The sequence below is a fragment of the Paraglaciecola sp. 2405UD69-4 genome (assembly GCF_047525415.1).
Lineage (GTDB): Bacteria > Pseudomonadota > Gammaproteobacteria > Enterobacterales > Alteromonadaceae > Paraglaciecola.
Genome location: NZ_JBLIXM010000008.1, coordinates 1 through 25,038 on the forward strand (window position 1 = coordinate 1; position 25,038 = coordinate 25,038).

General features: G+C 40.6%; 28 protein-coding genes and 1 pseudogene. 10 read left to right on the plus strand and 19 right to left on the minus strand.

The window, feature by feature from the left end; all coding sequences use genetic code 11:
- Positions 1-208 precede the first annotated feature (208 nt).
- The 5 genes from ACMUMK_RS17770 (at position 209) to purD (ending at position 5,129) form a co-directional block, all read left to right on the plus strand.
- A complete protein-coding gene (locus ACMUMK_RS17770) occupies positions 209-526 on the plus strand; it encodes an Mpo1-like protein (RefSeq protein ID WP_414702501.1) in 318 nt (105 codons plus the stop codon).
- A 227-nt stretch (positions 527-753) separates the two neighbouring features.
- The gene (dusB, locus tag ACMUMK_RS17775) at positions 754-1,773 is read left to right on the plus strand and encodes a tRNA dihydrouridine synthase DusB (protein ID WP_414702561.1); all 1,020 of its coding nucleotides are present in this window, start codon (positions 754-756) and stop codon (positions 1,771-1,773) included.
- Between the two features lie 25 nt (positions 1,774-1,798).
- Positions 1,799-2,092 (plus strand): DNA-binding transcriptional regulator Fis, encoded by a 294-nt coding sequence (gene fis, locus ACMUMK_RS17780; protein WP_133469908.1) that lies wholly within the window; start codon positions 1,799-1,801, stop codon positions 2,090-2,092.
- A gap of 117 nt (positions 2,093-2,209) precedes the next feature.
- Positions 2,210-3,820 (plus strand): bifunctional phosphoribosylaminoimidazolecarboxamide formyltransferase/IMP cyclohydrolase, encoded by a 1,611-nt coding sequence (gene purH, locus ACMUMK_RS17785; RefSeq protein ID WP_414702502.1) that lies wholly within the window; start codon positions 2,210-2,212, stop codon positions 3,818-3,820.
- 25 nt (positions 3,821-3,845) lie between these two features.
- Positions 3,846-5,129, plus strand: coding sequence for a phosphoribosylamine--glycine ligase (gene purD, locus ACMUMK_RS17790; RefSeq protein WP_414702503.1), 1,284 nt, complete (start codon positions 3,846-3,848; stop codon positions 5,127-5,129).
- 89 nt (positions 5,130-5,218) lie between these two features.
- On the opposite strand, the gene ACMUMK_RS17795 is transcribed toward purD, so the two are convergent.
- Positions 5,219-5,611, minus strand: coding sequence for a hypothetical protein (locus ACMUMK_RS17795; protein WP_414702504.1), 393 nt, complete (start codon positions 5,609-5,611; stop codon positions 5,219-5,221).
- Positions 5,612-5,784: 173 nt separating this feature from the next.
- Here ACMUMK_RS17795 and ACMUMK_RS17800 point away from each other — a divergent pair, with 173 nt between their 5' ends.
- Together ACMUMK_RS17800 and ACMUMK_RS17805 are read left to right on the plus strand one after the other, a co-directional pair.
- Entirely contained in the window at positions 5,785-6,864 is a 1,080-nt protein-coding gene (locus tag ACMUMK_RS17800) for a hypothetical protein (RefSeq protein ID WP_414702505.1), read from the plus strand.
- 404 nt (positions 6,865-7,268) lie between these two features.
- Positions 7,269-8,681 carry an endonuclease gene (locus ACMUMK_RS17805; protein ID WP_414702506.1) on the plus strand — a complete coding sequence of 471 codons (1,413 nt, stop codon included), beginning with the start codon at positions 7,269-7,271 and terminating at the stop codon, positions 8,679-8,681.
- A gap of 14 nt (positions 8,682-8,695) precedes the next feature.
- On the opposite strand, the gene ACMUMK_RS17810 is transcribed toward ACMUMK_RS17805, so the two are convergent.
- Together ACMUMK_RS17810 and ACMUMK_RS17815 are read right to left on the minus strand one after the other, a co-directional pair.
- Positions 8,696-9,637 carry a pyridoxamine 5'-phosphate oxidase family protein gene (locus tag ACMUMK_RS17810; protein ID WP_414702507.1) on the minus strand — a complete coding sequence of 314 codons (942 nt, stop codon included), beginning with the start codon at positions 9,635-9,637 and terminating at the stop codon, positions 8,696-8,698.
- 7 nt (positions 9,638-9,644) lie between these two features.
- Complete coding sequence (locus tag ACMUMK_RS17815; protein ID WP_414702508.1) at positions 9,645-10,106, minus strand: VOC family protein; 462 nt, start codon at positions 10,104-10,106, stop codon at positions 9,645-9,647.
- 106 nt (positions 10,107-10,212) lie between these two features.
- Here ACMUMK_RS17815 and ACMUMK_RS17820 point away from each other — a divergent pair, with 106 nt between their 5' ends.
- Positions 10,213-10,761: a TetR/AcrR family transcriptional regulator gene (locus tag ACMUMK_RS17820; RefSeq protein WP_414702509.1), complete on the plus strand. Its 549-nt coding sequence runs from the start codon at positions 10,213-10,215 to the stop codon at positions 10,759-10,761.
- A 140-nt stretch (positions 10,762-10,901) separates the two neighbouring features.
- A complete protein-coding gene (locus tag ACMUMK_RS17825) occupies positions 10,902-11,447 on the plus strand; it encodes a GNAT family N-acetyltransferase (protein ID WP_414702510.1) in 546 nt (181 codons plus the stop codon).
- A gap of 66 nt (positions 11,448-11,513) precedes the next feature.
- Here the strand turns inward: ACMUMK_RS17825 and ACMUMK_RS17830 are convergent, their stop codons facing one another.
- The 8 genes and pseudogenes from ACMUMK_RS17830 to ACMUMK_RS17865 all read right to left on the minus strand — a co-directional run.
- Positions 11,514-11,918: a hypothetical protein gene (locus tag ACMUMK_RS17830; protein ID WP_414702511.1), complete on the minus strand. Its 405-nt coding sequence runs from the start codon at positions 11,916-11,918 to the stop codon at positions 11,514-11,516.
- Between the two features lie 55 nt (positions 11,919-11,973).
- Positions 11,974-12,672 carry a hypothetical protein gene (locus tag ACMUMK_RS17835; protein WP_414702512.1) on the minus strand — a complete coding sequence of 233 codons (699 nt, stop codon included), beginning with the start codon at positions 12,670-12,672 and terminating at the stop codon, positions 11,974-11,976.
- Between the two features lie 150 nt (positions 12,673-12,822).
- Positions 12,823-13,497 carry a DUF1444 family protein gene (locus ACMUMK_RS17840; RefSeq protein ID WP_414702513.1) on the minus strand — a complete coding sequence of 225 codons (675 nt, stop codon included), beginning with the start codon at positions 13,495-13,497 and terminating at the stop codon, positions 12,823-12,825.
- Positions 13,498-14,113: 616 nt separating this feature from the next.
- Positions 14,114-15,010, minus strand: coding sequence for a histone deacetylase (locus ACMUMK_RS17845; RefSeq protein ID WP_414702514.1), 897 nt, complete (start codon positions 15,008-15,010; stop codon positions 14,114-14,116).
- Positions 15,011-15,437: 427 nt separating this feature from the next.
- Complete coding sequence (locus tag ACMUMK_RS17850; protein ID WP_414702515.1) at positions 15,438-15,824, minus strand: VOC family protein; 387 nt, start codon at positions 15,822-15,824, stop codon at positions 15,438-15,440.
- A 114-nt stretch (positions 15,825-15,938) separates the two neighbouring features.
- The gene (locus ACMUMK_RS17855) at positions 15,939-16,916 is read right to left on the minus strand and encodes a hypothetical protein (protein WP_414702516.1); all 978 of its coding nucleotides are present in this window, start codon (positions 16,914-16,916) and stop codon (positions 15,939-15,941) included.
- Positions 16,917-17,197: 281 nt separating this feature from the next.
- Positions 17,198-17,581: a hypothetical protein gene (locus tag ACMUMK_RS17860; RefSeq protein WP_414702517.1), complete on the minus strand. Its 384-nt coding sequence runs from the start codon at positions 17,579-17,581 to the stop codon at positions 17,198-17,200.
- Positions 17,582-17,906: 325 nt separating this feature from the next.
- A pseudogene (locus ACMUMK_RS17865) lies at positions 17,907-18,158 on the minus strand (hypothetical protein); the annotation flags it as partial.
- Between the two features lie 424 nt (positions 18,159-18,582).
- Between ACMUMK_RS17865 and ACMUMK_RS17870 the strand changes: the two are divergent.
- On the plus strand, positions 18,583-19,305 hold the full coding sequence (locus ACMUMK_RS17870; protein WP_414702518.1) for a hypothetical protein: 723 nt from the start codon (positions 18,583-18,585) through the stop codon (positions 19,303-19,305).
- 237 nt (positions 19,306-19,542) lie between these two features.
- On the opposite strand, the gene ACMUMK_RS17875 is transcribed toward ACMUMK_RS17870, so the two are convergent.
- The 8 genes from ACMUMK_RS17875 to ACMUMK_RS17910 all read right to left on the minus strand — a co-directional run bounded on the left by ACMUMK_RS17875 (position 19,543) and on the right by ACMUMK_RS17910 (position 24,996).
- Positions 19,543-19,722, minus strand: coding sequence for a hypothetical protein (locus tag ACMUMK_RS17875; protein WP_414702519.1), 180 nt, complete (start codon positions 19,720-19,722; stop codon positions 19,543-19,545).
- Between the two features lie 79 nt (positions 19,723-19,801).
- Entirely contained in the window at positions 19,802-20,431 is a 630-nt protein-coding gene (gene ureG / locus ACMUMK_RS17880; protein WP_133468929.1) for an urease accessory protein UreG, read from the minus strand.
- A 43-nt stretch (positions 20,432-20,474) separates the two neighbouring features.
- A complete protein-coding gene (locus tag ACMUMK_RS17885) occupies positions 20,475-21,230 on the minus strand; it encodes an urease accessory protein UreF (protein WP_414702520.1) in 756 nt (251 codons plus the stop codon).
- Entirely contained in the window at positions 21,181-21,660 is a 480-nt protein-coding gene (ureE, locus tag ACMUMK_RS17890) for an urease accessory protein UreE (RefSeq protein ID WP_133468931.1), read from the minus strand. Before ureE ends, ACMUMK_RS17885 begins: the two co-directional genes overlap by 50 nt.
- A 71-nt stretch (positions 21,661-21,731) precedes the next feature.
- On the minus strand, positions 21,732-23,435 hold the full coding sequence (gene ureC, locus ACMUMK_RS17895) for an urease subunit alpha (protein WP_414702521.1): 1,704 nt from the start codon (positions 23,433-23,435) through the stop codon (positions 21,732-21,734).
- A gap of 2 nt (positions 23,436-23,437) precedes the next feature.
- Positions 23,438-23,743: an urease subunit beta gene (locus ACMUMK_RS17900; protein ID WP_133468933.1), complete on the minus strand. Its 306-nt coding sequence runs from the start codon at positions 23,741-23,743 to the stop codon at positions 23,438-23,440.
- Between the two features lie 14 nt (positions 23,744-23,757).
- Positions 23,758-24,060 carry an urease subunit gamma gene (gene ureA, locus ACMUMK_RS17905; RefSeq protein WP_133468934.1) on the minus strand — a complete coding sequence of 101 codons (303 nt, stop codon included), beginning with the start codon at positions 24,058-24,060 and terminating at the stop codon, positions 23,758-23,760.
- Between the two features lie 45 nt (positions 24,061-24,105).
- Positions 24,106-24,996: an urease accessory protein UreD gene (locus ACMUMK_RS17910; protein WP_414702522.1), complete on the minus strand. Its 891-nt coding sequence runs from the start codon at positions 24,994-24,996 to the stop codon at positions 24,106-24,108.
- Positions 24,997-25,038: the final 42 nt, after the last annotated feature.

Here is a 25,038-nt window from a genome sequence, read left to right on the forward strand (position 1 = left end):
AATGAATTGAGGCCGCACTTGAGTTTAGGAATGAAAACACCAAACCAAGTGCATAAAAAAGACCAGGAGCAAAAGCTACTGGCCTTCAATTAAAACCGTCAACGTATTTTAGGACGGGACATACTATTCACTAAATTGTCGCTTACTAGACATTTGCTATCCCCCTTACATGTTAAATTAATGTTATTGTTTTTTAAGGTAATGCATTATGGCTTCAACTAGAGCACAAACATTCACTAGCTTTTCAGAGTTTTATCCTTATTACTTGTCTGAACATAAAAACCCTATTTGCCGCAGACTACACTTTGTCGGTTCAGCATTAATTTTAATCTTGATTGCTTACACGCTGTTAGCTTCTCAGTTGGCTCTATTATGGTTACTACCCATTTTAGGTTATGGCTTTGCTTGGGTAGGACATTTCTTTTTTGAACATAATAAACCCGCCACATTTAAACATCCTTTTTATAGTTTGTTAGGGGACTGGGTCATGTTCAAAGATATATTACTCGGAAAAATTCCCTTCTAACATTTTTGACGTTTAACTGTTTCTGTGGTCAAACCACCTACAAAACTAAAGAATCCTTCAAAAAACCTATGTTTTTTTAAAGTCAATATGGTTTGACTAAAAAAAGTACAAATATCTTTGTTTCCGAGTCTTTTCAAGCTCACAAAAAAACCGTAAACTTGCGCCCCTTTTTGATATGACGAACATTTTTTGCACGATTTAAATAAAGGCAAACAACTCCTTATATGATGCAGATTGGTCCGCATAAGTTAGAAAACAATTTAATGCTCGCGCCTATGGCGGGAGTAACTGATCGCCCATTTAGACAATTATGTAAACGTCTAGGTGCTGGCTTAGTGGTATCAGAAATGCTTTCTTCTAATCCTAGAGTTTGGAACACAGATAAATCCAAACAGCGAATGGATCATGAAGGAGAGGAAGGCATACGCTCAGTGCAAATTGCAGGCTCAGATCCTGAACTAATGGCACAAGCAGCACAATTTAATGTAAAAAACGGGGCGCAAATTGTTGATATCAACATGGGATGCCCCGCAAAAAAAGTAAATAAAAAGTTAGCAGGTTCTGCTTTATTACAAGACCCAGCTTTGGTTGAGAAAATCATTCAAGCTGTTGTTGCGTCAGTAAAGGTTCCCGTTACTTTAAAAATACGCACAGGTTGGAATGTCGAAAATCGCAATGGCTTACTAATAGCCAAAATTGCAGAAGATAACGGCATTCAATCATTGGCAGTGCATGGTCGCACCCGAGCCTGTATGTACAAAGGTGATGCAGAGTACGACACCATTAAGGCTATTAAAAAAGCTGTGTCGATCCCTGTTGTTGCCAACGGTGATATTACAGACGCCCTTAAAGCAAAGTACGTTTTGGAATACACCGAAGCAGATGCTGTAATGATTGGTCGAGGAGCCCAAGGTCACCCTTGGATTTTTCGAGAAATCTTACATTATTTGCAAACAGGTCAAATATTAGCTGCACCCAGCATTGAAGAAGTGAGTAGCGTTTTGCTAGAGCACGTCTCCAATGTTCACCGCTTTTATGGCGAGTTTATGGGTTGCAGAATTGCCCGCAAACATGTGGGCTGGTATTTGGCAGAAAAAGATCAGCAACGGCTGTTCCGTGCAAAGTTTAATGCTATCGAGGATGCAGGACAGCAACTCGATGAATTAACCGCGTACTTTGATAAATTGGCAGATGAACAAACCGGTATGTCTACTGACACACCGAACTCAACTGCTGTACGACAATGACTAACTTAAAGAGCAAGATTTCTATATGTTCGAACAAAATGTAACTTCTCCTTTTACCACTACGGTAACGACTCCTTCACAAACTCAGGCTCAAAAGCCACTGCGTGATTCTGTAAAACAAGCTGTAAACAAGTACCTAAAACAGCTTGATAACACTAACATCGAAAACTTATATGAGTTAGTTATGGCCGAAGTTGAAGCGCCAATGCTAGAAGAAATCATGACCTTCACACGTGGTAACCAAACCCGCGCGTCTATCATGTTAGGTATCAACCGCGGTACACTACGTAAAAAATTAAAACAGTACGGCATGAACTAAGCCAGTCTGTCTATAAAAGAGCACCTCATGGTGCTCTTTTTGTTTGTAAAGACTATGACCAAGTAGTCAAGTAAACCCTATCTTCGTATTTTGGCTTTAATTAATAGTGGAACCAGCATGCAAAATGATTCACCAGTAACACCCATCCGTAGAGCACTTCTTAGCGTATCTGATAAAACAGGTTTGCTTGAATTTGCACAATTTTTAGCTAGCCAAGGCGTAGAGTTATTATCTACGGGCGGTACAGCTAAGTTACTTAGCGACAACGGATTAACGGTTATTGAAGCCTCTGATTATACAGGTCACCCTGAAATCATGGATGGCCGAGTGAAAACACTACACCCAAAAATACACGGTGGTATCTTGGCTCGCCGTGGCCAAGATGAACAAGTTATGGCGGATAACAAAATTCAGCCAATCGATCTGGTAGTCGTGAATTTATATCCATTCGCAGCAACCGTTGCCAATGACGACTGCAGCTTAGAAGATGCCATTGAAAACATCGATATCGGCGGACCTACTATGGTGCGCGCCGCAGCTAAAAATAATAAAGATGTCACTATAGTTGTAAACGCAAAAGACTACGCACGCGTAACCAAAGAAATGCAAGCGAACAGTAATGCAGTATCACAAGCCACTCGGTTTGATTTAGCCATTGCTGCTTTTGAACATACGGCTGAATACGACGGCATGATAGCCAATTATTTTGGCACTATGGTACAAAGCAATGAGTGCGAAACAGGATGTTGTGAGCCAGAATACAGCGACTTTCCGCGCACCTACAATATGCAATTCACTAAAAAGCAAGATTTGCGTTACGGTGAAAACAGTCATCAAAACGCTGCTTTTTATGTTGAAAACGACATTCAAGAAGCATCGGTTGCTACCGCCACACAATTGCAAGGTAAAGAGTTATCCTTCAATAACATTGCTGATACTGATGCAGCCTTAGAATGTGTTAAAGAGTTTGATGTACCCGCTTGCGTAATTGTTAAGCATGCTAACCCTTGTGGCGTAGCATTAGGTGACGACATTTTATCTGCTTACGACCGCGCTTTTAAAACAGACCCAACCTCAGCATTTGGTGGCATTATCGCTTTCAACCGCGAATTAGACGCAGCAACGGCACAAGCTATTATTGATCGTCAGTTTGTTGAAGTCATTATCGCGCCTTCTATTAGCGAAGAAGCTGTAAGCATAGTAGCCACAAAGAAAAACGTTCGTCTACTTGCCTGTGGCGATTGGCAAGGTCAGCTTACTGAAGGCCATGACTTCAAACGTGTTAATGGCGGTTTATTAGTTCAAGACCGTGACTTTGGTATGGTTGAACAAGATGAACTTCAAGTTGTCACTAAAGTTAAGCCTACTGAGCAGCAGCTTAAAGATCTAATGTTCACTTGGAAAGTAGCCAAATACGTTAAGTCTAACGCCATTGTTTACTGCAATGACAGCATGACAATTGGTGTAGGTGCAGGCCAAATGAGCCGAGTTTACTCTGCCAAAATAGCGGGTATAAAAGCAGCGGATGAAGGCTTACAAGTTGAAGGTTCGGTTATGGCATCTGATGCATTCTTTCCGTTCCGTGACGGCATAGACGCCGCCGCAGCAGCAGGTATTAGTGCTATCATTCAACCAGGCGGTTCAATGCGAGATCAAGAAGTGATTGACGCTGCTGATGAACATGGCATAGCTATGGTATTCACAGGTATGCGCCACTTTAAGCACTAAAGAATAGACACAAAAGGCTAAGTTAATGAAAGTATTAATTATTGGCGGCGGTGGTCGCGAGCATGCTCTAGCTTGGAAAGCAGCACAATCAAGTAAAGTGACTCAGGTATTTTTAGCACCAGGTAATGCTGGAACAGCACTTGAAGATAAATTAGTAAATGTTGATGTAGGTGCTGAAGATGTACCTGCATTATTAGCATTTGCTAAAGAAAGCCAAATAGACTTAACCATAGTTGGGCCAGAAGTGCCCCTTGTACTTGGTGTAGTAGATGCGTTTCAAGCTGAAGGGTTAAGTATTTTTGGCCCTACCCAAGACGCAGCGCAGCTTGAAGGCTCTAAAGCATTTACTAAAGACTTTTTAGAGCGTCATAACATTCCTACTGCTGACTACCAAAACTTTACTGAAATAGAGCCTGCTATTGCTTATGTGCAGCAAAAAGGTGCGCCTATTGTCATCAAAGCTGACGGTTTAGCCGCAGGTAAAGGCGTAATTGTGGCTATGACTGTAGCAGAAGCCGAAGACGCAATTCGCGATATGCTCGCAGGTAACGTGTTTGGTGAAGCCGGCAGCCGTGTTGTGATTGAAGAGTTTCTTGATGGTGAAGAAGCGAGCTTTATTGTTATGGTTGACGGTAAAAACGTCCTACCTTTTGCCACTAGCCAAGATCATAAACGTGTAGGCAATGGTGATTCTGGACCCAACACAGGTGGCATGGGAGCCTACTCACCGGCACCTGTTGTGACTCCAGACATTCATAAACGTGTAATGGAAGAAGTCATTTACCCAACCGTAAATGGTATGGCAGCAGAGGGGAATACCTATGTTGGCTTCTTATACGCAGGCCTTATGATAATGGCAGACGGCACACCTAAAGTCATAGAATACAATTGCCGCTTTGGTGATCCTGAAACCCAGCCCATCATGTTACGTTTACAATCTGACCTAGTTGAATTAGTTGAAGCTGCCCTTGCCGGTAAGCTAGATCAAATTCGAGCGGCCTTTGATCCTAGAGCATCAGTAGGTGTAGTACTTGCTGCTGGAGGTTACCCAGGTAGTTACAACAAAGGCGATGTGATATCTGGTTTAGAGCTAGGTAGTAACGAAGCTAAGGTGTTTCATGCGGGCACTAAAAACATTGACGGCAAGGTGACAACTAATGGCGGCCGTGTACTTTGTGCTACCGCTCTAGGGAATACAGTGACCCAAGCCCAACAAAACGCTTATGAACTAGTAAAAACCATTAGCTGGGACGGCATGTTTTATCGTGATGATATTGCGTACCGTGCTATTGCCCGAGAGCAAAATTAAGTACAAGTTAGTGAATATATTAATATAGATAAAAAGCGCTTCGGCGCTTTTTGTTTATCTAGCCAATTAGTAAAATATTTATTCTTAGCTTAATTAGGATTTGTGGAATATGTATCAAGGGAATTTAGATATGATGTAAATTCGGCTTCGTTATAATCTGGAAGTAATTGCTTTAGATATACCTCATTAGCAAGTTGCTTTCTTGTACTATCTGTAAAGTTGGCATCATCGTCACTAGCTGGTGGAGTATCACTTGTGTTTACATTAGCAATACTGAATTGTTCCACTAATAAGGCGCCATCCCAATTAGCCTCATTAAGTGTCGTTTTTATTTCTGCGCTCTTATCTGTTGTAACTAGCTTCCCATCGATAATTTGATATTTCGCATTAACTAATGTGGGGTAAAAAGACATCCATATACTATTAATTAACAGAAAAATACTTAACGAATAGCTGGTTTTTCGTTGTATGGATAGGCGCATTGAGTTTCACTAACTATTTAACATAGTTATAACTTTTTAACGCTTAATTATTTTTCATGTTGCTTTGCAACATAAAAGAGATGGTTTTAATTTTTACCTAGTTGCACGAGCTTGAAGATGCATTATTATAGACCTAACATTGATTGTTTTATAAACACAAAGGGATGAATTTCATGTACAAACTAACCGTCATACTTGTAACCATGTTACTAACGGGATGCATGTCAACAGGTAGTCATATTTCGGATGAGCGACGTGCAAAATATAGAAATATAGATACTCGTGAATTAGCAACGCTTACTGATTTGGAAAAACTTCAGTTAACCTATATTTTTCGTCATGGATTAATAGCTGAAGACCAGCAAGAGTTTTATAAAGACATACAATCTGATGAAACTGTAGACACTTTGACAACGTATTACAGTGATACATATTTGGATACCACGGTTGATACCGCCAGAGAATTGGTAACTTATACCAATGTTTGGGATTTAACTAATTTAAAGACAGGTGTATTAGCTAGTATCGCTGGTGGACTGTTAAAAGGTGTTGTAACTGATATATCGCATCGATACAAAGTATTTGGTGGGTTATACGTTGTAGATGAGTATTACAACAGTTTAGATGTATCTACAGCAACTAACGAGTTGAGATTAAAAACGTTAAATGCCATAGAAGATACTTTAGAAAAAATGGATTACAGAATACATGCATGTATTCAATATTGTTCAGATAATGACATGATGACAAAAGGATATAGAACTTACGAAGCCCGGCTCAACCATGATATTAACAATACGTTTGATTACACCCCTAATTCTTTATTTATAATGATCAGTTTACCTGAGTTAAAAGAGTTAGATAATAAAGATGAGGGGTTATTAATAGGCAAACCTGTAAAGTATCATGTTAAAGCAAACGAACAGTGGCTTGTTAGTTTATATGAAATAGATAAGTCATCTTATAAAGATAATGAATTGCGAGTAAGCGCCGATAAATGGGGAATACTTGTACCGAAGAAACGTATCAGTTCGATGGGTAATGCGTATAACGAATATTTTCATACATCCATATCCAAAGAGATTCCAGGTTACTACTACTATTCATTTAGTTTGTTAGATAAAACAGCTGTTTGGATGGGTGAGACTTATGAGGCAACTGGTTACTATATTGATAAAACTATTATCAAAGGTAAGGTTATCAAATCGGATTCTTACTCTAAACATAAATCGGACATGATAGTAATGAAGTAAGTAACGCAAAGTCAATTAAATGCAATCACTTGTGTTTAATTGACTTTTTATCCCTAATCAAGACTAGTCCAATAGATCCCCCCCATAGACTAAAGCTTGTTTGCCACAACAGATAATAACCAGCACTTTCCAATCCCCTTGAGTTAACCCAACAATCTACAATAAGAAATGCAGTATTAATAATAGTCATACCAAATAAAGCTTTAAAATTGAGTAATATTCTTATAAGTTACCTAAAATCAAAAAAAATCCCTCCCAATATGACCCTTTACCTACTGTATTTGTAGAGTTTTTAATTAAAGAACGTATATTTCCTGATTAACAAATAGGTAAACTTGTAAAACTGTTTTTAGCACTTCAAAATCACTATAAAGAATTTTTATTTTCTAACCACTAGGCAGATCATGCTCCAAAAAACACGTCAGACGTTAATGCTAATTTGCATAGCATTAGGCGTATCAAGTACATCTTTCGCTGCAATACCTATTGGTTATTATGATTCGGTCAACACGCAATCTGCACAAACCTTAAGAGACTCTTTGCATCAAATAATTAATGATCACCAAAGGTTTCCCTATACATCTAGCGCCACTGATACTTGGGACATACTTGAACAAGCAGATGAAAATCCTGATGACCCGACGCAAATTATTAGTATTTATACTAACAGAACCTACCCTAAAGCCGGTGGAGGCAATAGCCATTACAACCGCGAGCATGCTTGGCCTAAGTCCTATGGATTCCCAGATAATGGTTCTGACAACTACCCATACACAGACGCTCACCACCTTTTTTTAGCAGACAGCGGCTACAACTCTAGCCGTAATAACAAACCCTATGCCGAATGCGACTATGAATGTACCGAAAAAGTCACCACAGCAAACCATAACCGAGGTGGCGATGACAACGAATCAAACTGGACTAAAGGCTCTGGAGCGACAGGTAGCTGGGAAACATGGAGCGAAAGAAAAGGAGATGCAGCGCGAGCCCTAATGTATCTTGCAGTGAGATATGAAGGTGGTGTGCATTCAGTTACGGGTAAGCCAGAGCCCGATCTTATTTTAACGGACAACCGAACCTTAATAGAGCGCTCAAACACAGGCGAGAACTTAGCCATAGCCTACATGGGCTTAAAAAGTACCTTAATACAATGGCACAAAGATGATCCAGTCGATGCCTTTGAACGCCGCCACAATGATACTGTATTCACCTTTCAAGGGAACCGAAACCCCTTTATCGACCACCCAGAATATGTCAGCTGCGTGTTTGAAAATCACTGCGCTGGAACAACGAATATTGTAGATATAGAGAAAGTCCAACAGGCAAATGTTTGGATCAATGAAATTCATTACGATAATGTAGGTACTGACCAAAACGAATTTATTGAAATTGCCGGGCCTGCCAATACCAATCTCACTGGGTGGACTTTAGTCGCCTATAACGGAACCAATGGTAACCCATATAAGGTTACGACTTTGTCTGGCATCATTGCTAACCAAGAAAGCGGCTTCGGAACTTTATCTTTTAGCATCAGCGGCTTACAAAATGGTGCAGCTGACGGATTAGCATTAGTAGATGATAACGCTAAGGTGATTCAATTCTTAAGTTACGAAGGTACCTTAACCGCCACCAGTGGCGATGCCAGAGGATTAACTTCAATAGATATTAATGTCAGTGAAACCAACGCAACCAGTATTGGATATTCGTTACAGCTATCTGGGAATGGGCGTTCTTATGAAGATTTTAATTGGCAAATGGCAGCACCTAATACAAGTGGGACAAAAAATAATACCCAATTGTTTTTATCACCGCCTTAACATGCCTTAGTGAATCATGGTGCAAGCTGACGATAAGCTAAACCATTAAGTAAGCGTTCGACCTTTTTTGGTGTAAAACATAAAGTGCGCTTGATTTCGTCACTACCAGTATCTTTTTTAGTGGTTAATAAGTCGCTGCTATAGTTTGTATCTTGGTGCCAGATTATTTGGCTCGACACAGTAAGATGTAAAGCATGGCCATTTTGCCAATCACAAAACAATAAGCTTGCGGTTGGATTTTCTAGCAAGTTGCCAAGGGTATTAAAAAATCCATTACCAGGGTAATCATCTATCAAGAGTTGTCCTTTGGAGTTGATAGATACAAAACCAGCACTGCCACCACGATGAGAAATATCCGCGCCGCTTTTATTATCTTGACTCCCATCATCAAAATAACTCGCTATAAAAAAGGCATCGGCACTAGATATAAAGTCTTTGTCGGCCTGGTTTAAACACTGGTCTGTGGCAAGAGGAAACTCACCATAACTGTGATTACGAACAAAGCTTTTAGGCTGTATATATTTAGGACAATTGCCGTAGCTTTGTAAGATGCTTAAGCGAATACTCTTTTGGTTTACATCTGTCACTATTGCATTAGCGCGGTTACGCCTTTTGGTGTCAAACTCAATTCCTAAAAGCCCCACTCGGTCACCTAGCTTAATGTCATCGGTAATCAAATCGCCTAAGGTGTGCTGAGTATTTATGATTAATTCAGTATTTGTGGGTGACTGAATAAAATTTGCTGCACCAAATAATATACTGGCACGTATCTGGCCACTATGGTCTACATAGCCAATATATATCATGGTTAATGCACTAAAAAAGTCACGATCTTGCTCAGGCATAAATTCGCGGATAAACTTAGGTCCAATTTCGGCCATACGCTCATAGGTGCCAGCCTGTTTTTGTATGCTCACCTCACCCTTATGCCACACAGACAAAACGTTATCATTCATAACAAGTTTAAGCCGTTATAAGTTCAAGGCGAATACCACCAGGAATAAAACACATCATATGTTGAATCGGTAAATCACCTAAAGGCTCTGGCGCGAATTCAATCTCAACATTCTCGAGTGACTTGAGTTGTTGATACAAACTATCTAAGGCCTCGACATCTGCCACTTTCAGCGCGAAATGATGTAACCCAATATTTTGTTTGCGATTAAAGCTCACCATATTATCCCTATCAGCAACCTTGCAAAGGGTTAACATGACTGTGCCATCAGATACAAAAATTGCGGGATATTCTGGCTTTTCACCCACTTTTTTAAAATGTAACTGCTCTATAAAAAACGCAGCGGTTTGTTCAATGTCTGGCACATTAAGACCTAAGTGATGGATCCCTTGTGTATTAATTGGGGTGGTTTCGGCAACAAATTGGGTGGATGTATTACACAGAATAAATGACCTTACTGTTAATTTCACCTTCAGGCGAACAAGTCTGTCTACCCACTATAGGTGAACCGACTTGTTTACGTCAACAAAAAAGTGTTTATAATTTAAAAACAGCAAGTCACTGATGCCACATAAAATGCAGCCACGGAAACAACATTTAGTCGATACAGCTCTAGCCTTATTCAATCAAAATGGTTATCACGCCACTGGTATTGATTTGATTTTGGCTCAATCTAAAGTCTCAAAAGCTACCCTTTACAAGCATTTCAGAAGTAAAGACGAATTAATTTTAGCGGTACTTGAACAGCGCCATAACCAAGTGTTAGCCAATATTCACCAAAAAATTGAACAAGCTACTTCACCCAAGATGCATCCAGTATTGGCCATATTTGACGCGCTAGACGAATGGTTTAACAGCGATAACTTTTACGGCTGTAGCTTTATCAATGCCAGTGCAGAGTACGCTGCAGCACTTGACCCTATTCATGTTTTTGCAGCCCAGCATAAACAGGCGATTGTGGACCTTATCAACACACAGTTAACGCCTTCGGATGCAAAGCTAGCAGAGCAAATTAGCTTGCTAGTAGAAGGGGCAATTGTCATGGCGCACACTAGAGGGATCAAAAATTCCGCTATAACAGCAAAAGAAATGGCATTAAATTTATTAGCTACAAGCCAGAAGTAAGTGCTTACTTAAAAGAATAATAAGTAACTCAAATAGAACAATTAATATAGCAATCTATGTGCTCAATATGCTTAATAGCAGCAATGCGGGTAATTGCTATAGAATAATGTGCTGACTACCTCTCTAGGCATCCAAATATTATGAATATCACCGCTTCTAACCGCTTAAGTTATAAACTAATGACCAAGGAAGATAGCAACTTATTGTTTCAGCTTGACCAAAACCCACAAGTCATGCGCTTTATTAATGGGGGTAAGCCCTCATCAATGAAAACAATAACAGAAGTATTTATCCCCAGAATGGAAAGCTATCGAGACGAGCAAAAAGGCTGGGGCTTATGGCAAGTCAATATCAGCGCTACCAATGAGTTTATTGGTTGGATATTAGTACGGCCAATGAACTTTTTTTCAGATACCCCCGAATTTAAAAACTTAGAGTTAGGTTGGCGATTCTTACAATCTTCTTGGGGAAAAGGCTACGCCACAGAAGCCGCACTACATATTAAACATGCCCTTTCAAAAAATAGCGAGATTGAGTGTTTTTCAGCTATAGCAGATGAAGATAACGTAGGCTCTATTAGCGTAATGAAAAAGATAGGTATGTCTTACATCAAAACCTACCTTCACAAAGACCCACTTTTTGAGTGCCACGTAGCTTATTATCAAGTTAAGAACGAACTTAGTTAATAAAAACCTCCAAGCGTTAAGGTTTTACGCAATGGCACAGACCAACCTTTAGCCCTTTAATCATCGTTAGGTGTCAGGTCTATTGAATAAAGTCCAATATGAAAAGGCGACCCATACAGAGCAATAACCGTAAAGTAAACTTAAACCAGCGTCATTAATGTTTGTGAAGAATATAATTAACGATGGGACTAAACTACAAGGCAATAAAAATATAAGTCGAAACTTACCTAATTTTTGAAGTACTAGAGCTACCGGCAATCCATAAAATAGCGTTGCAAATACTGCAATCAACCAACCATAAAAAACCAAAAGATAAGCAACGCTCAAGCCCGTTGTAGCAACTTTCTCTCCCAAAGTTAAACTGTATAAATACAAACCTAAAAGCAGAGTGCCCACCGCAGGAAAAACTGAGAATGGCGCGATAACACAAGCCTGAATATTTCTGCGAGTTTTTAATGTAAAAATTTTCATTGTAAAACCTGTCCCAATGAGCGAAATAATTGCCTGTAATGTTTTTTATATCCCGCTACGGCAAATCATCTCTTTTTGAATAACAGCAGTCCCCATCTAAAAGCCTAAAAACATCATCTTCAAGTTCTACATAAAGCTTTTCTGATAATTTAGTCTTATCAATAGGGGTAGGGGTTGCTTTATTTTCAGGTAAGTAAACTGATCTAGCTGAATTTATAGAGTTAACCTGCCTAGACTGCATATGCTGAAGAGTTTGAGCATTAAGAAGATGAAGTTGTACGTTGGAGTTAAGTGCATAATCTAAATCAGAGTAGCCAACTTCTACACTCACCATACATCGGTCCAAACTATACAACCAAGGTAAAAGGATATAATCAACTTGGTGTGTTTTAAGCTGTGCTTCAATATATGAACGACCTTCTTGAGTAAGAGTAATTGAATGGTCCCACTCTTTGCGTTCAAAATAATGTGATATTTTATTAGCAGGCAATTTTCCTAGATGTATAGGTACATTGCCTGACTTTGTAATGCCTTTATTTACATATTCGCTATAACTTTCAGAAAAGTTAGGAACCAGGTTTTCACTTTCAAACTCATTATTAAAGACAGTCACGCCTTTGTAGAGATAACAAAATTGGTTGTTGTGCGCTTCAGGTGTTAATACCCCAACTCTTTTCGAGGTTAGTTTTTCATTTTGTGTACTTGCACACCCAGATAGAATAATAAAAAGTGTAACTGTTATGATGCGTACCATCCGAACTCCTTTAGCGGCATAATACTTAATACCGCGATGTAAAAACTAATAAATACCCCATCATCTCCCCCAAATACTCAGGAAAGCGACCTTATCAAAACGTTATTCACATCTATTTTAAGAGTGGGGGTCTCTGTTATGGTTCTGTTGTCACTGGGCTTTCTTAAAGACAGTCCACTTACCATTATTGAATGAATATAAAGCACTTGATACGCCATGACGACCTGAATCCTCAAACAAAACTTGGACGTTTTCCTTCAGAAATTCCACGGCTTTTTTATCACTGATAGGAGCAAACAATAAAATACTTCTAGCAGGGACTGACACAATTATCTTTTCTTGAAAGTGACTCGCGACACTTTCCCAAAGCAGTTGGTCCAAAAAGTAGCTGCTATCAAAATCAGGTGAATCTCCTTGTACCTGGAATACGCCGCCTTCAAGCTTGTAAATATTGGGCTGTCCATAGTCCCTATAGATATTAGCGATTGCTAATTCGACAGCTTTTTCAGGCGTCAACCCTAACTCCTGAAACTCACCAGCAGTCGTATTGGTCATCGTTGCCGTCGAATCGAAGACAAATCTAATGTGTGTATCACCTAAGTATTCATAATGGGCCAACTCGAATGTGTGAGTTTTTCCACTGGAATCAATGAAGGATCCCTCTCCTGATGGTTTAAGATTCGCGTCACTCTTATTCTCACCATATGAAGTTCTCACAACAAGCATAAGATTGGATTTATCTTTAACTACCTCAGTTCCGTCCGCAAATGTATTAAATGAGACAAAGCTAAAAAGGGACACCATCAAAAAAGATATTAATTTCACCTGTGAATCTCCATAGAAAATCTAACGCGTCCCTATCAGCGAAGCGAATGAGCATGATGAGTTATGCATATAAGGCTGACTATATTTTTAAAAACCTTACTGCTTGCGTTATGGCAACTTAAGGTTCCCTAGCAAATTTCTAATCATGACACCCAATCTAAAAATTAGCAAAACACCTAGCCTTAAGAAGTTAATACAACCTAGGATGATCTGTCATGCCTCAGTCTCGTAAGTCTCAAACCAGTACTTTAAGAATGGTTGTCTTTAGAAACTTTTGACTTATCGGGCTACCCCAAAAGGACAGCCGTTTTTTGGGTTAAGTTTCAGCCGCAGGTAAATCAAAAGCGGAAGCAGTGCACACAAAGCAATGAATACAACAAATCGGTAGGTTGGGCTTGAGCCCATTAACTTATCTAGAGGGAACCACTACAAATAAGAGGAAAAGCAGGCAAAAAAAGCCTGATAAAGATATCAGGCTTAAAAATGAGAACACACACATAAAAACTATATAAATAGACTGGGAATATTGGGATAAGTTCAACACGTTTTGGTTTTTTTAACGTTTCAAATTCTGACCTTGAGGTTTCCCTTACTTTTTAACGCTTCAACTGTGAGGCTAAATCACACCAGCAGCTTTATAAAGCTGAAGATGAACCTCAACCAAATCGTCGATATTACGCTGGTATCCTCCTCCAATCACAGCAGCAACAGGGACTCCGCGGCGTTTACATTCATCAAAAACCAACTTGTCACGCTCATACACGCCTTGGGTGCTTATTTTCAAGTTCCCCAAATCGTCGGCTTCATGAATATCAACTCCTGCATCGTAAATCACGGCGTCAGGTACCGAAGTATTAAAGGCAACAGCCAGAGCGCACTCTACTGTATGTAAATATTCATCATCAGACATACCTCGCTCTAACGGAAAGTCTAGATCTGATTGTTGTTTTCTAGTGGGGAAGTTCTTCTCGCAATGCAGAGAGACTGTGTATATGGAATCATCTCCAGCGGCCAATAATGCCGTTCCATCACCTTGATGAACATCGCAATCAAAGGTTAACACTCTATCTACCGAATCGTGCTTTAGCATATTTTTAGCACTCATTATGATGTCATTAAAAACGCAGAAGCCCGATCCGAACTCATAAAATGCATGGTGATAGCCACCAGTTAAGTTTAAAGCTACGCCATGCTGCATTGACAATTCACTGGTTAAAACGGTTCCACCGACTGCATGTAAAGTCCGCTCTACAAACTGATCTGACCAAGGCATGCCAATACGCTTTATTGCTTTTTGAGAAATAGTACCGTCTACAAAACTTTTAACGTAATTGGAATCATGAGCCAATAGCAGGTCGTCAATATCGACTTTAGATGGTTTAAAAAACCAATCATCTGCAACACCTTCAGCCGCAAGCCTTTGGCGGATCCCATTATATTTTTCAATAGGAAACCTATGTTTTGCAGGCAGTACTAATTGGCTATAAATTGGATGAAAAACCAGTGGGATCATTTATATCTTCTTCATGGGGTTTATCTTCTTGCTAAGCAATTTATGTAGAAATCGAATTAACTTACTTTTAAGTATGACTCTTCCGATATAAAAAAGTAAGCGAGTGGCAACAGTTAAGCAGTTTAGAGCGATTTTAATGGGTTTGTTATATGCTACACCGACATTAGATTAAAGAAGACAGTTACAGACCGCCAACAAACAATAATGCTAGTCACCAATCACTTACCTTTTCACCTCTGGTTTCTACGGCATGCCCAATAAACGCTGAACTTAAGCCGAAAAGTGAATACATCAGTAACCATTTAAGAAAATTCTTCATTGTATCTAGAGTTCATAGCTTTTGAATAAGGGGCGAAAATTAGAAACGATGTGACGCAGTCCATGTGTAAGCGTCTTAGCGAGCAGCGCCAGTGCCTTGAGTGGTTTGTTATGCACTTACACTATTATCTCTATGAAAAATAGCGATTTTATTATTATCTAAATCCCTAAAGTAAGAGGCAAAATAAGCATTTTCATTTCGAGGGCCAGGCTTTCCTTCGCTAGTCGAGCCTAAGCTAATTGCTAGCTGATAGATCTCTTCAACAAGTTCATTACTACTAACTTTGAGAGCCAACATGGTTCCATTACCGAATGTCGCAGGTTTTTCATTATGTGGTTTAGTAATGGATAACTTTGTATCAGAGCCTGGAAATGCATAAAACACAACGTCTTCGGTCTTTACCACTTGTTTTGAACCGATTAGACTGAGAATTTGGTCGTAAAACCCAATAGCTTTATTAAGATCGTTAGTTCCTAACGTAATATGTGAAATCACTATCGATGCCTCCTAGGAGTCAATTTATGTTGGGTGGCCTTTTTAAAGACTTGTTAATATATAAGCGTCTTTCTGCACTGAACTGAGGCTTTCTTTTTCAATCTCAGCTTGGAGTTAGCTGCCATCGCTAACAGTGCATTCTTGTGTTAACCGTTGATTGTAAGTGCGGTTGATGTCTTTTAATGCTTTAAGGTTTTCGCTACTCATGCGGCTTGCTGATTGAACGCCATAGGGATTGATTTTGCTTATCTCTATATTCTTTTCAACTTCGAGCTGTTCATAACATCCGCAATCATACCCCTGCATAGCGGGGATTTTCTCGCAGATATTTGTACGCATTTTAGCCGCGTCAGCTTTAATCTTTGCGATGATTTCATCATCTGACTTTTTAATCCTGCAAGCATTATCAATCGCAGCGATATCCATATTTTGTATACTGGCTGCGATGCCAAGCGCATTCCATTTGGCTTCAAATTTTTCATGGGCACATGCACAATCAATCATTTTTTTGTTACAGCTATAAGTAGAATAAAAATCTTGGAGAGTCTGCTTGCCTTTGGCCTTTATAGCCGCTAAATCAATAGATGCGTTTGCGCCTTGCGCATTCAAAGCTTCTTTTAGGGATAGGGCGCAAGCCGTGTCGATATCGCTGATATATTTATCATCAGATGGGTTTGTGCCTTTTTGAAAAAATATGAGGTTCGTTTGAATAGGCTGCTTGGTGCTATTTTGCGGGGCAGGGGTAAAACGGTATTTACTCCATACTCTTGGTGTTTCTAATTGTTTCACCAGCGCACCATATTTTAGTTTCTTATAGTCTTCGGGGAAAAATTTGAGAATCTTAACGAATTTTACAGCGCCAACATTATCAATGATAAAGCTTGCATTGAAGCAATAGCCTGTATCACTTCTATCCATAGGACGGTATCTAGGGCCGCCAACCATTTTCCAATTGAAGTCGAACGGCTTTTTCTCAATCCAATATTGTTCCCGATCACTTTGGTCAATAATTGGTAAGTCTTGGGCTGCACTTAGTGATGTCATAAGCGCAAGCGTTATGGCTCCAAGTATTTGGGAGATTAAGCGGTGCATAAATTTTACCCTTCAAAAACTTAATTATAACTTCACGGCACAGTTAGTTTGTGAAACAACTTGATTGTAAATTTCTAGTACAACAATAGCTCTACTAGCACGTCCTGCCATGAGCGTTGCATTCAAGAACATGCCTTGAAAATTTATGTTGGGCGTCATTAAAAATCATGCCTAATCACTTATCATTTCACCTCTGGTTTCTACGGTTTGCCCAATAAACGCTGAACTTAAGCCGAAAAGTGAGTACACCAGTAACCATTTAATAAAATTTTTCATCGTATCTAGAGTTCATAACGCTCTAACATATAGTAAGCACTCTCTTGCTGTTCGTTACTTAACAGTTCTGTTTTTGAAATAGAGCTTACCAAACGATACTCTTGCTCTTTTTTAATACTACCTCGATTTAGAACTTTCAAGAATTCTCTGAAACTCTTGTCTTGTAATGAACTCAATGATGGTAAACCAATAGACAATAGTTTTGAATCAAGCTCGGCTTGATCTGTTTTGCGCATTTGAGATGAAATTTCTATTGCATCATTTGCCACTATGCGAACTGAAGTTAAAGAGCCCTTCATTAAATTCTCTTTAGATAGACAATCGAAAGCATCATTGGCCCTAAAAACTAGCGCGACAAATTCAGCGAGAATTTCCTTTTCAGTTTTCATGGAGTACCTAACTTTTCAATAGCGGGCGCGTGTTTTTGCGCGCCCAGTGAAAGCCGTTTTGGCCGTAACGAAATTTAATAAATTTACTAGTAATAATAACTAATAATAAGACACGCATGGCAATAAAATACCCAATCGCAGTTCTATCAACAAGTCATAAATTTCAGGTGTTTCTTATTTTTGAAGTTTAGTTTGATGAAATCAGACGTTGTGTGGATTGTTACTGCAGGTAATACATTTAAATTCTTACTCAATCCTGAATTTCAAACAGCAAGAAGCTCCAATGGTTGTTGGATGCTTTAATAAAAAATGGAGTGTTAGATGTTTAGGCCGATTGGAGTAAGGCTCTTACCTTCGCCATCCCTCGTATTCGCTGATGGCCTGTGTGCTGTTTGAATTGTTGTAACATATGCTCACTGCCAACTGCGGTATGAAAGTGCCGTTCAAACTCTGTGGTGAGAGTTAACCACTGCTCTGAATTAATGCCTATTCGTTCTAGAATGGGGCTGTGATGGCTTGCGATATACCCTGCTTTATCTTCTCGAATACACCTGCCTGTGCAATCTACCAGTTCACAGGGAAGCATGGAAGCATGGAAATAGTAAAATAGGGGGCTGCGTAATTTTTATTTCGGTTGACTAATAACTCTTATCAATTTGTCTATTATTTAACTTTTTGTTAAAGCAAATTTAATCAAACTAGAGCTTTAATAACGCATACTGGAAGCAATATGTGTAGATAATATTTTTGAGTGCAAGTCGATAATTCTGTCAGCTTACTTTACACTAATTAATTTTCGCCATCAGGGTATTTTTATTACCCTTTGATTGTATTGACATTTCCTATTTTGGCTTAATTAGTGCTTGCTTACAAAATGAAGTCATTTTCTCTATGGTTTCAATTACTCGCAGTGATTGAATAAATATCAAACGAACTAAAAGGATTTACATATGTACAATAAAATAGTCTTGTGCGTTTTCTTCGCACTACTCTCAATTAACGTGAAGGCTTCTCTTTTATATTCAAGTACGTTTAGTGATAATGGTAATAAAGTCACTGAAGTCCGTTATTTTGATAATGGCTCCAGTCAAACTTGGGAATGGCTAGATTTAACCATTTCAAACGGTATTACATATGAAGGTGTAATTGCGGATTTGTCTGATGGGTTATTAGATGGTTCTGCTTTAACGGCGTCAAATGCAACTTTGGAGGCAATGATTGACGTAGAAGTTCTAGCTGAAAGTGATCAAAGTGGATGGCAAACGGTGTCAGTGCAAGGTATTGCTGACTTGTTTTACACGTATTTCGGTATAGATTTTGATTTCGATTTAAATGTAGATACGGAATTAATCCATGACTTTGGGGTTGAGGAGCCACTAGTGGAGTCATTTTTACAAAGTTTTGGGGATACTTGGCTTGAATACATAACAGAAGAACTCGACGTTGTATATCTTTATGATGATGCCTTTTCAATAGGTTATACATCCGATTCGCTTTTTGAGGGACAGCGGTTTGTAGCTAGAATAGATGATTTCGATGTTTTATCAGATGACCGGTTGTCTTTTAATCGTAATTTAGGAGTTGTAGATCCCTCGCCAAGCATCGGCACATGGTTAGTGCGCCAAGTAAGTGATGAGGCTAGTGAGGTTAATGAGCCTTCAAGTTTTGTGCTGCTTGTTACTGCATTAGTTGGGTTGATATTAAGTCGCCGTCGCGCAATGTAACCATAGCGTAAATTTTGTAGGAGCTGTCCCTAGCTGCCAACAAAACTGGGCTTTTACCAGTTTATGTTTTCTTACTTCTGACTCTTTGACGTAACTTATTCTTTAGTAAGTTGCTGATAAGTTTCAAATGACGTATTTACGTAGTTTAACGGCCATAGTTAGGCCGTTTTTTATATCCGTTAGAAACTACTATAATTAGCACTCAGCAGAGCGCTTGCTTAATATCGCTCAATAGAATTACTTTTGTTGGCTTTTCTTTTTAGCCTTAAACCACATCACACCTTTATAAGCCACTAAAGCAAATAAGCTCCAAAAAACAATGTGGTAAGCGATATGAAAAGTATCGTTTAGGGCGTGGTCTTCATGTGCCATCGCGCTGGTTGCAAAAAGGCATAGTAAGGTGAATAAATATTTCATAATTGGTTCCTATAAAGTGTTAATTCTGTATATGGGTATATTGACATATATTGGGTGGCTGGGCATAGCCTGTTTAAGCTTAACCTTCACTCTCAATTTGTAGCATGCCTTCTTTTTCAATAAATTGAATGATCTCGTCTAAGCCTTGTTTGGTTTTCATGTTACTAAAAACAAAAGGGCGGTCGCCACGCATTTTTTTGGCGTCTCTGTCCATGACTTCTAGTGATGCGCCCACTAGTTCTGCTACGTCTATTTTATTGATTATTAGTAAGTCAGACTTGGTGATACCTGGGCCACCTTTACGAGGGATTTTATCGCCCGCTGATACATCTATCACGTATAAGGTTAGGTCAGAAAGTTCTGGGCTAAAGGTGGCACTTAGGTTGTCGCCGCCGCTTTCTACTAGCACAAAATCCAAGTCTGGGTGGCGTTCTTGTAAGTCGTCTATAGCCGCTAGGTTCATTGATGCGTCTTCGCGGATGGCTGTATGGGGGCAACCGCCTGTTTCTACCCCTAAAATGCGGTCAGCGGCTAGGGCATCGTTGCGAGTTAAAAACTCGGCATCTTCACGGGTATAGATATCGTTTGTCACTACGGCCATGTCGTATTTATCACGTAGTTCAAGGCATAGCATACGGAGTAATGCTGTTTTACCTGAGCCAACTGGGCCGCCAACGCCGATGCGTAAAACTTGTTTATTTTTTTTCATAGTTCACTTCTTTTCTATTTATCTTATTGGTCTGCTCGTTTTATTAAGAACGAAACAAACGTGTGTATTGGGTTTCGTGCCAAGCACTGGCCATGGCTAATCTGGGTAAGCTTGCGCCTATATCTTGGTCATCAAGTTGGTTAGCCTGCTCTATTGCTTGCTCTACTTGTTCGGTTATTGCAAATAATAGGTTTTGAGCTTGAGTTTGCCCAAGGGGCACAAGCTTAGTGGCTGCGGCAACTTGGTTATCTATATATGCCCAGCAAAAGCCACTTTGTGCCGACCTCATATCAAGGTCAAACAAATAAGCCCCTAAGGCAAAGGCACTCACAAAGCTAATCTCTTTTTGAGTAATTAAATCTATGTAGGGTGCGCTGTCTATGGCCTGTAAATCTTTTAACAGGCGCATTAAGGCTTTGCCCATGGCGACATCGGCCAATAGCAGTTCGTTACTTTCGCGACAAGCTAACAAATGTTGGTCCCAATGCATAAATGCCTGTAAATCATGGTCGTCTAAACTTTTGTATAAGCGGTTTAACAAAACCAAATCAGTATTGGCTATAGACTGAGCTAAATTAAAGCTTACCCAGTCTTTAGTTGCTTCTGCTGATGTTACCCACCCCATTTCTACTGCGTATTCTAACCCTTGAGAAAACGAAAACCCGCCTACAGGTAGGTTAGCGCTGCACAATTGCAACAAGCGATTAAGTTGCAAAGGGTTTTGATTTTGCGATTTCATGGCTGTGGCTTTAATCATGAGAATGGTCGTGGGAGTGACCATGCCCGTGAGAATGACCATGGGCGCTTTTCCCATAGGCGCCATTCTCTGGCTCAAATATGGCTGGGGTTTTGTCTATGGTAAGGCCATAGTTTTCGGCTAGTTCCTCTAGCACGTAATCGGGCTTAAAGCGCACCCACTTTTCACCTATCTGCAACGAAGTATGGCGGTTACCTAAGTGATAACATACGCGGCTAAAGCTCATCCAGTCACTGGCAATGGCGGTTGATACCTCTTCTTCTTGGCCTTTTACTTCTATTAATTGCCCGCATTCGGTTTTTACCACTTCACCTATCAGCAAAGGGTGGCCGCGCTCCATGAATATTCCCAAAGCTTGACCTTTGTCTGTGGTGGTTTTGATACGCGCCTTTTTGCGGGTGTCTTGATCCAAGGTAATAGAATCATCTATCGGGTCATGGGTGTGCGAAAGGCGCTCAAATGCTTGTAACATGTTTTAGTTAATTCCTAGTATATCTAATCTGTTTCTTATCTTTAAAAAACAAAATCTAATGTGCCGCACAATTAAAACAGTGTGTATCGCTGTGCTAACGGTAATTCGGTGGCAGGTTCACAGGTAAGTAGCTCACCATTGGCCCGCACTTCATAGGTTTGTGCATCTACTTCGATTTTTGGCTGCCAGTTATTGTGGATCATGTCGTCTTTGCCCACATTACGGGTGTTTTTACATTCTCCGACTAAACGAGTCATACCTATTTTGTCTGGCACGCCCAGCTCGATAGACGCTTTAGACATAAAGGTCATTGAGGTCTTAGCTGAGGCCGAACCATAGGAGCCAAACATAGGGCGGTAATACACGGGTTGCGGTGTTGGGATAGATGCATTGGCATCACCCATAGGCGCTGCGGCAATAAATCCGCCTTTGATGATCATCGCAGGTTTAATACCAAAAAATGCGGGTTTCCATAACACTAGGTCCGCTAGTTTACCCACTTCAACCGAGCCTACTTCGTGGCTAATACCATGGCTAATGGCTGGGTTAATGGTGTATTTAGCAATGTAACGCTTAATTCTAAAGTTGTCGTTGCGCTCGGTGTCTGGTGCAAGTGGCCCCCGCTGTTGCTTCATTTTATGGGCGGTTTGCCAAGTACGGGTGATCATTTCGCCCACACGGCCCATGGCTTGTGAGTCTGAGGCAATCATACTAATCGCCCCTAAGTCATGCATTATGTCTTCGGCGGCAATACTTTCTTTACGAATACGAGAGTCAGCAAAGGCGATGTCTTCAGGGATAGACGGGTCTAAGTGATGACACACCATCAACATGTCTAAATGCTCGTCTATGGTGTTAATCGTATAAGGGCGTGTCGGGTTAGTTGATGATGGCAATACATTAGGCTCACCACAGGCACGAATAATATCTGGCGAGTGACCGCCACCAGCGCCTTCTGTGTGATAAGTATGAATAGTACGGCCTTTAAAGGCGCCTATTGTATCTTCAACAAAGCCAGACTCGTTTAGGGTGTCGGTATGAATCGCTATTTGGACATCGTATCGCTCGGCTACCGATAGGCAGTTATCTATGGCAGCTGGCGTAGTACCCCAGTCTTCGTGGAGTTTTAAGCCGCACACACCGGCTTCAATTTGCTCTTCTATTGCAAGTGGCAAACTGGCGTTACCTTTACCTAAAAAGCCAAAGTTCATGGGGAAATCATTAGTGGCCTGCAGCATTTTGTGGATATTCCACGGCCCCGGCGTACAGGTTGTGGCATTGGTGCCAGTTGCTGGCCCCGTGCCGCCACCTATCATGGTAGTTACGCCCGACATTAGCGCTTCGTCTATTTGCTGGGGGCAAATAAAGTGAATGTGCGCGTCTATACCACCAGCCGTAAGAATTTGCCCTTCACCGGCTATGACTTCGGTACCTGGACCTACTTCAATATCAATGCCGTCTTGAATGTCTGGGTTACCGGCTTTACCGATTTGCGCAATGCGGCCATCTTTTATGCCTATGTCTGCTTTGACTATGCCCCAGTGGTCTAAAATTAAAGCATTGGTGATCACCACATCTGGGGTATCGTGGCATGACGCCTGACTTTGCCCCATGCCATCGCGAATAACTTTACCGCCACCAAATTTGACCTCTTCACCGTATACGGTGGCGTCTTCTTCTACTTCAAGCCATAGATCTGTGTCTGCTAAACGTACTCGGTCACCTACTGTGGGCCCAAACATATGAGCGTAAGCGTGTTTATCAATACTGGCCATAATTATAATTCTCCTTGGACTAAGGCTCTAAAGCCATAAACCCGGCGTTTACCTGCAAAAGGTACAAGGGTCACTTCGCGCTCTTGGCCTGGCTCAAAACGTACTGCTGTGCCCGAGGTAATATCTAGGCGATAGCCTTTGCACTTTTCGCGGTCAAAGGTAAGGGCAGCATTGGTTTCATAAAAGTGATAGTGAGAGCCTACTTGAATAGGGCGGTCGCCAGAGTTGGCTACGGTCACGGTAATTTGCTCGCGGCCTACATTCAGTAAACGCTCGCCTGCATCGGTTTTAATTTCGCCTGGGATCATCTTAGTGGCCTCTGTTAAACAATAGGGTTATGTACTGTGACTAACTTAGTACCATCGGGGAAAGTAGCTTCAACTTGCACTTCTGCTAGCATCTCAGGAATGCCTTGCATGACTTGGTCGCGGGTTAACAAAGTGCGGCCATAGTCCATCATTTCGGCTACGGTTTTGCCGTCTCGCGCCCCTTCCATAATTTCCATAGAAATATACGCCATGGCTTCAGGGTAATTAAGCTTAACACCGCGTTTTAGGCGACGCTCCGCCAGTAAAGCCGCGGTAAACAATAGTAGTTTGTCTTTTTCTCTTGGTAATAAATCCATGGTGATCTCTACAGTTATGACTTGGAGGCAATAAAAACTTACCTTTTATGTAAACCAAATTCTAGGCTGAATAGCTTGTTTTTCGATATAAATGGGCCGAATAAGTGCCCACAGTTCAATAAATAAATCTTTGCATTGATGGGCTTGTTGTCCCAGATAACGTATCACCAATAATTGGCGAATGTCAGTAATACTAATCAGTTCGCTGGCATTGTGGGTGTCTACTAAGTCTCTTAGCTGCCCAATTAACTCAGTGCGCTTAGCGTGAGGGACTTGCTCATCACTGGCATAGGCTAAAAATGTGCCAAATACCGTATTGTTAGCTAAGCCTGCATCGTGTTGCTGTATCTTACTACTGGGTTCTATTTTCACTCTGTCGTGGTACAGCAAAATATCATCACAATACAAGGTGTTTAACTGAGTAAAGCTGCCGCCTGTAAAAGCTTCTGACGAGCTAGGCAAACCTAAGCAGGTCATGTCCCAGCCACAGTACATACTATTTTTTTGCAGTTTGACTTCAACATTATTAATGCCGTCAGCTTGGTTATAAACAATGGTTTCTAGGGGGAAATGCTCGCATTTAGCCCTATCGCCAAGGGTAATGTTAGTCACTTGAGTTTGCTTAGGATCACCAATTGATAAGTCAGTACGAGCTCTGTAAAAACGGTTGGCCCCAGGGGTGGTAACAAGCCCGTGGGCTTGGTCTTGTACATCTATCCCAACAGTTAGTTTATCACCGGACACAATACCTGCAGGAGGATGCAGCAAATACAAATGGGCACAGTCTCTGCCTTCTGGATAAAACGCCTTTTGGATAGTTAAGGGGCCAGAGCGCTTAGTTCGTGTCAATTGAGTCCCATGACTGGAATACCCCAATTGCAGATCCAAGCTTGCTAACCATTGATTTTTCATACCGGCTAATGGAGCTGCGGTCATGGTTTACCTAATTACGAACCTATTGATAATGCATCTTATACT